Genomic DNA, 5,797 nt, shown 5'->3' on the forward strand with positions numbered 1-5,797 from the left:
GAGAAAATAATGCCGGGGACTTCTTAATCGGCTTACCAACAGATATTGGTCCAAAAGCATTATACTATCGTACAGATGTCTTTGAAGAAGCAGGTTTACCAACAGATCCTGAAGCAGTAGCTAAACTCATCAGTTCTCCAGAAGCATTTGAAGAAGCAGGTATACAGGTTAAGGAAAAGACTGGTAAACCATTCATTGATAGTATTGAAATGGCATTCAGATCTTATTTAGATGCAGCACAAGAAACGTTCCTAAACCCTGAGGGTGAATTATTAATAGAGCAAGAAGGAAATGCGGTTAAAGAGGCATACGATTATGCAGTAAAGCTTAACGAGCTTGGTATAGTCGGGAAATTTGAAATGTGGTCTCCGGAGTGGGCCAATGCGGTAAACAAAGGTGAATTTGCAGCTGAATTAGGAGCTGGCTGGTTAAAAGGTTGGATGGAAGGCAATGCACCAGAAGCAGTAGGTAAATGGAGAGTAGCAACATTGCCAACTGAATTTGCTGCAAACTGGGGCGGTTCGTTTATCTCCATCCCAGAAGAAACTAAACATGCAGCTGAAGCTTATGAATTTGCAGAGTGGCTAATCTCTCCTGACAATCAAATAAAATCATTCCAAACAAAAGGATTATTCCCATCTGCTCCGTCTGTTTACGAAATGGATTCCTTCAAAAACAATGAAGATGAGTTCTTTGGTGGCCAATCAACAGCACCAGTATTTGCTCAAGCAGCACAAGACATCAATGGAGCGGTGTATAAAGGAGAAAAATACTTCCCGGTTTATCAGGAAGTACTGAATGCCTTAAAGGATGTTCAAGCTAAAGGGGCAGATCCAGAAAAAGAGTGGGCTGCAGCAGTTAAGCGTGCAAAGGATTTAATGAATCGCTAGTAAAGAGAATAATAGATTTGAAGGTGGATGAGGAGTTGAATGAGCTTCCATTCCACCTTTCATAGGACATGAGGTGAGTATATGAGTGCTGTAAGTAATAAGGAAAAGGTAAGAAAAAAAAGGTACATGTCCGAAGCAAAAAAAGATATGGCTTCAGGTTATTTATATATTGCACCTTTCTTTATTATTTTTGCTATTATTGGGTTATATCCAGCATTATTTAGTATTTATCTAGGTTTTCAAAAGTGGAATGGATTAAGTCCTATGACTTTTGTTGGTTTAGCAAATTTTAAAATAGTATTAACAGATCCTCTTTTTTGGAAATCAGTCTACAACACAATTGTCATGGGAATCATGGGAACCGCCCCTCAATTAGTGTTTGGAATCATTTTTGCCTATTTATTAAATCTGGCATTTTTAAAGTTTAGAAATTTCTTTCGCGTAACGATTTTTATGCCGTATATTACGTCCATGGTGGCTGTAGCTCTTATTTTTAGTGTATTGTTTAGCGATCATGAATCTTCTTTAGCCAATTATGTATTAAGTTTGGCGGGTCTGGATCCTGTGAGCTGGAGCAGCTCTGAATGGGGGACGAAGATTGCTATCTCGATTATGGTATTTTGGCGATGGGTAGGGTATAACACCATTATCTATCTTGCTGGGATTCAAAGTATTCCAAGCTATTTGTACGAAGCAGCAACGATCGATGGAGCAAATAAATTTCAACAGCTTATATACGTTACCATACCGATGCTGAAGCCATTTATCATTTTAACTGTCTTCACTTCAACTGTAGGAGCTCTGCAGTTATTTTCTGAACCAACGATCTTTTTAGGAACTGGTGCTTTTACAAGAGACGAAGCAATGACAATTGTTATGTATTTATACAGGGACGCTTTTAAACTTCAATCTTTTGGGACGGCATCGGCTACAGCTATCATACTATTAGTATTGATAACCGTTTTTGCTACGATAAATACATTAATAACCTCAGGCATTGGTAGGAAGAAAAGAGGTGGAAACTAGTGAATAAATCGGAAAAAGGAAGAAAACCGTCCTTTAGTAAAATCCTTTCTTATGTACTTTTGTCCATTGCATCCCTACTTTCGTTGTTTCCGTTTTACTGGATGTTTGTAATGGCAACAAGTCCTAGCTCTGCTTACAATTCCATTCCGCCAACGATTACACCTGGGAATCTATTAATAGAGAATTTTAAAAAGGTATTGGATAAAATAGATTTCTTTCAAGCCATGTGGAACTCATTGTTTGTTTGTTCTATTGTAACCATTGTAGTTTTGTTTATTAGTTCATTAGCTGGCTTTGCCTTTGCAAAGTTTAAGTTTCGAGGTAAAAATATACTTTTTACTGCTATCCTCTTAACGATGATTATACCGCCTCAATTAGGGTTAATCCCGCAATATTTCCTAATTTCTAAGGCAGGATTACTTGATACTTTACCAGGTGTGATGGTATTGTTCTTCCTTAATCCTCTAGGTATCTTCCTGATGAGACAATATATTAGTCAATCTGTTCCAGATGAGCTAATTGAAGCGGCGAAATTAGACGGATGCTCCAACTTTAAAATTTATCGTAGTATTGTGCTTCCCATTATACTTCCCGCATTTGCAACATTAGGGATTATTGTCTTTTCGGCTGCATGGGGCGAATTTTTATGGCAATTTACCGTTTTAAGAGATCCAGAGATGTATACGATTCAAGTTGCATTAGCCCAATTAAGTAATACACAAAATGCAGACTTTGGTATGATCTTATCTGGTGTTTTCTGGGCAACTATACCACTCTTAATTGTTTTCCTATTGTTTAACCGCTTATTTATATCAAGTATTACAGAGGGCTCTGTGAAATAAAGTGACGTGTAATGGAAGGGATAAGAAATGAATTTAACTATTAAAGATATCGCACAAATGGCAGGTGTCTCCCCAGGCACTGTTTCAAAGGTCATCAATAACTATGAAGGCATTAGTGACAAAACAAAGAAACAAGTGATGGATGTCATTAACCAAAAAGGTTATGAACCTAATTTTTCGGCAAGAACTCTGGCAACAAAAAGATCAAATCTTATTGGGCTGATCTATGCCGGAAAGATTAATGTGGAAATGACACATCCTTATTTTAATGAGGTTATTTCAGCTTTTAAAAAGAACATCGGTCTACTAGGCTATGATATTATCATGTTTTCAAATGAACGCTTTCAAATGGGGCAAGGAAGCTACTTAGCACGTTGTCGACACTTTCAAGTAGATGGCTGCATAGTAATTGCCGGTGAGGAAGTGGAAGAGGCTATCTATGATGTGGCGAAGGAAGGAATTCCATGTATCGGTATAGATATTGAGTTAAAAGGTCCGAAATCTAGTTACATCATGACAGATAATGTGGATTTATCGAGAAAAGTAGTAGAATTTTTTTATTTACATTCCGTTAGAAAGATTGGTTATATAGGTGGGAAATGGGATTCTGCGATTTCTCGCTATCGGAAACAGGGTTTCTATGAAGCTATGCATCAATTTGGTCTTGAAATACGCGAAGAGTGGATTGAGTATGGTGACTTTCATGAAGAGAGCGGATATGAGGCAATGAAAAAAATACTGCAATGTAAAGAGCATCCTGAAGCTGTTTTTGCTACATCTGATCTGATGGCTTTAGGTGCTTTAAGAGCGATAAAGGAAGAAGGACTGAATGTTCCACAAGATATACAAATTGTCGGATGTGATGACATTGTGGCTTGTCGCTATAGTGAGCCAAAACTTACGACGGTAAAGCAGGATAAAGAAAAATTCGGGAAATTATCCGCTTATATGTTGAATGATTTGATCAATGGAGAGACACAATTAAAGCCAGTGTTGATAGACTCCGAGTTGATGATAAGGGAGTCGTGCGGAACGAACAGGGTTGATAGGAGGTAATTTAGTGAATTACTATGCTGTTTTTGATGTTGGAGGTTCTTCTATCAAATATGCCCTTATGAATGATTTAGGAGAATTTATTGAAAAGTCATTTGCTCCTACTCCTGAAGCTAGTCTTAAGCTGTTTGTGGATACGGTGGATGCTATCGTAAAGGATTTCCAAAAACAATACGAACTAAAGGGAATAGCTATAAGTGTACCTGGTGCAGTTAATGTAGAGACGGGGCATATAGGGGGAGTCACAGCACTTCCGTATATCCATGGACCGAGTATAAAGGAGCTTCTACAGGAACGGACACATATAAGGGTTGAAATTGAAAATGACGCTAATTGCGCGGGGTTAGCGGAAGGATGGATCGGTGCTGCAAAGGATTTAAAGGATTATCTTTGTATCGTGATCGGGACCGGTATCGGAGGAGCAATAGTTCTTGATAAAAAAATTCGACATGGCAAGAACCGTTTTGCTGGAGAATTTGGTTATATGATTATGGAGGACTATTTAGAGGAACCAATCGGGAAAACGTGGAGTACTTTAGCTGCAACCGGTGGATTGATAAACCAAGTGGCAATACGCGAAGGAATGGAAACGAATGCCCTTACCGGTGAAAAAGTGTATGAATTGGCTGAAGGCGGTAACAAAGAGATACAAAACGAAATAGAAAAGTTTGTTAAACGATTAGCAGTAGGGATTTATAATTTACAGTATGTAATTGACCCTGAGAAAATCTTGATAGGTGGAGCCATCAGCACTCGAGAGGGTTTCATTGAACAGATCAATGAAACCTTAAATCAAATGAAACATGATAAGGATAGTTTAACTATTCAAGTAGAGAGATGTCAGTTTGGTAATGATTCTAATTTAATCGGAGCTTTGTATCATTTCATACAGAGACAGTCGATGCATGGAGAAAAGCTAGGAGGGTGAAATCGATGATACATCAAACGCTTAAACCGTTTCCAAAGGATTTCTTATGGGGAGCAGCATCTGCAGCCTATCAAGTGGAGGGTGCTTGGAATGAGGATGGAAAAGGCGTTTCAAACTGGGATATGTTTGTGCGTATACCTGGGAAGACATTTAAAGGAACAAACGGTGATGTGGCAGTAGATCACTACCATCGTTATAAGGAAGATGTTCGCTTGATGGCAGAAATGGGAATGAAAACCTATCGATTTTCTGTTGCTTGGACTCGTATTTTTCCAAAAGGCAGAGGAGAAGTCAATCAAAAGGGCTTGGAGTTTTATGACCAATTAATTAATGAATTAAAGGTAAATAACATAGAGCCGATTTTGACATTGTATCATTGGGATTTGCCACAGGCCCTTCAGGATGAATACGGAGGCTGGGAGTCTAGGAGAATTATTGAGGACTTTACGAACTACAGTATAGAATTATTTAAACACTTTGGTGACCGAGTAAAATATTGGGTTAGCTTAAATGAGCAAAATATATTTACAAGCCACGGATACCAAATGGGGACACATCCACCAGGTATGAATGATGAAAAACTATTTTATCAAGTCAATCACCATGCAAACTTAGCAAATGCTAGTGTGATCAAAGAATTTCATAAATATGTTCCCGATGGGAAAATCGGTCCAAGCTTTGCCTACTCACCAGCCTATGCCGCGTCTTCTAGCCCAAAGGATATTATAGCTGCTGAAAATGCCGAGGAGCTCAATAGTCATTGGTGGATGGATACATATATATGGGGTAGGTATCCAGAGGTAGCATGGAATTACTTAGAGAAAAAAGGACTCTCTCCCACTATTGAAGAAGGGGACCTTGAGTTATTAAAAGAAGGTAAGCCAGACTTTATTGGTTTAAATTACTATCAAACAACCACTTTTGAAGAAAACCCTTTAGTAGGCGGTGTTGGATCATCGGAAATGAATACCACTGGTGAAAAAGGAACGTCTAAAGATACTGGCATACCGGGATTATATAAAACAATTGCCAATCCAAACTTAGAACGCACTAACTGG

General features: G+C 38.4%; 6 protein-coding genes. All 6 read left to right on the plus strand.

All coding sequences use genetic code 11. The features are described from left to right. Positions 1 to 890: ABC transporter substrate-binding protein (locus AC06OU_RS00595; RefSeq protein WP_475853397.1), on the plus strand; the 890-nt coding region annotated here is incomplete at its 5' end. An 81-nt stretch (positions 891 to 971) separates the two neighbouring features. After that, on the plus strand, positions 972 to 1,916 hold the full coding sequence (locus AC06OU_RS00600) for a carbohydrate ABC transporter permease (RefSeq protein ID WP_475853399.1): 945 nt from the start codon (positions 972 to 974) through the stop codon (positions 1,914 to 1,916). Continuing rightward, entirely contained in the window at positions 1,916 to 2,758 is an 843-nt protein-coding gene (locus tag AC06OU_RS00605; RefSeq protein WP_475853402.1) for a carbohydrate ABC transporter permease, read from the plus strand. Before AC06OU_RS00600 ends, AC06OU_RS00605 begins: the two co-directional genes overlap by 1 nt. A 27-nt stretch (positions 2,759 to 2,785) precedes the next feature. Further along, the gene (locus AC06OU_RS00610) at positions 2,786 to 3,814 is read left to right on the plus strand and encodes a LacI family DNA-binding transcriptional regulator (RefSeq protein WP_475853404.1); all 1,029 of its coding nucleotides are present in this window, start codon (positions 2,786 to 2,788) and stop codon (positions 3,812 to 3,814) included. 4 nt (positions 3,815 to 3,818) lie between these two features. Continuing rightward, a complete protein-coding gene (locus tag AC06OU_RS00615) occupies positions 3,819 to 4,739 on the plus strand; it encodes an ROK family protein (RefSeq protein ID WP_475853406.1) in 921 nt (306 codons plus the stop codon). Positions 4,740 to 4,744: 5 nt separating this feature from the next. Then, positions 4,745 to 5,797 (plus strand): glycoside hydrolase family 1 protein (locus AC06OU_RS00620; protein WP_475853408.1); only part of this gene is annotated, 1,053 nt, incomplete at its 3' end.

This window comes from Psychrobacillus sp., assembly GCF_056205495.1.